Source organism: Wenzhouxiangella psychrophila (assembly GCF_042310375.1).
Taxonomy (GTDB): Bacteria; Pseudomonadota; Gammaproteobacteria; order Xanthomonadales; family Wenzhouxiangellaceae; genus Wenzhouxiangella.
In genome coordinates this window covers 1-1,415 of the sequence record NZ_JBHJMQ010000023.1, presented here as the reverse complement: position 1 = coordinate 1,415, position 1,415 = coordinate 1, and the positions used below count along the sequence as shown (strand labels likewise).

Here is a 1,415-nt window from a genome sequence, read left to right as displayed (position 1 = left end):
CCTTTCAAGCCCGCAATCTAACAAGTCGCTCAAGTATGTTCCGGCCCTATCGGGCCTCCACCGGACGCAGCAAAGCTGCGCCGCTTAGCTCAGACGTTATACGAGATGAAGAAACTCGTCCTACGACAATTGCTCATCTTTCTGGTCGTGCTGCCTGGGATTCTATTGCTGCTGTCGTGGCTGTTTGGTGTTCCCTATGTCGTCGGACTGCTTGGACTACTAGCCTGGGCAACTGTGGGGCATCTCGTCACACTCGATGACGAAATGCCGGGAGGCTGGTCGAACCCCGAGGAGTCAAAAAGAATCTGGAGGCTTTCCGTGGCTGGCCTGGTAGCTAAGGCCGCGCTGTTGGCGCTCGTGTTCTGGCTTGTCGGCCAGTATCCTCAGCTAAAGGAATTCGGTGCCTGAATCGTGCGCCTTCGTATAACAAGTCGCTCAAGTACGTTCCGGGCCTGTCGGCCCTCCACCGGACGCGGCTAAAGCCGCGCCGCTTAGCTCAGACGTTAGGTAAACCCTTCTTCTCATGGGGATCGAGAGCTTTCTACTTTCAGCCGTCCTGATAATGATCTTGGCGTCTGGCCTTAAGGTTACCGCCGAGTCCGAGCGCTTCGCTGTGATCGCTGCCGGGCGGCTTGTCAGGCTAGCGGGGCCCGGTCTCTCATTTCGGCTGCCCGGGTCTGCGGAGCAGTGGACTCGGATCAAGCTCGGTGACTCCGGAAGGTACTTAGGAGACGGACTAGCCGAAATCAACGGAGCAACTGTTCCCATATTGGACGAAGACCTGCGGCCTGGAGATTCTGTGAAAGTAACCTCGTTTAGGGACAGTTCCATTCGGGTTTCCGGCGAGCCCTAGCGCTCCAGTACCAAAGCTTGGCGGGAGGGTTTATGAAACGTTTACCTAACAAGCCGCTCAAGTTCGTTCCGGGCCTGTCGGCCCTCCACCGGACGCGCTTACGCGCGCCGCTTAGCTAAATCGTTAGCTGTTGGAATGAGTCTTCTTAGATCGGCACCACAGAACGGCCAGAGTCACCCAGTTGGTAGCTCCCGCCGTGCCGCGAGCGCAGCGGCAGATTCCAAGCGCGGAGGTGGTAGCCCGGCTCGGCGCTGCCGCTTCCTGGTGGGCAGTCCGGAGCGTTGCGTGATTGCCGCTTTTGCCCGGAAACGCCGCAGCAGAATCCGGTTGTCTGCCAGTCGAGCACGGGGGCGGGCTTCGGTCGGAAGCCGCGGCACCGCTGGGGTAAACGATTCCTCCACAGCTAACAAGTCGCTCAAGTACGTTCCGGCCCTTCGGGCCTCCACCGGACGCGGCTAGCGCCGCGCCGCTTAGCTCAGACGTTAGATTTCATGGGGGAGTTGGAATATCGGAAACTTTCAGTAGGTAGGTCAGAGGATGTCTCTGAATTACAGGACGTCCT

At 58.7% G+C, this 1,415-nt stretch carries 1 protein-coding gene; it reads left to right on the top strand.

All coding sequences use genetic code 11. From position 1 onward, the window contains the following. Positions 1 to 105 precede the first annotated feature (105 nt). Positions 106 to 408 carry a hypothetical protein gene (locus ACDC66_RS15170; RefSeq protein ID WP_376697580.1) on the top strand — a complete coding sequence of 101 codons (303 nt, stop codon included), beginning with the start codon at positions 106 to 108 and terminating at the stop codon, positions 406 to 408. Positions 409 to 1,415 lie beyond the last annotated feature (1,007 nt).

Coding starts and splice junctions, on each gene's coding strand:
- ACDC66_RS15170 (WP_376697580.1), top strand. CDS start 106: ATGAAGAAACTCGTCCTACGACAATTGCTCATCTTTCTGGTCGTGCTG.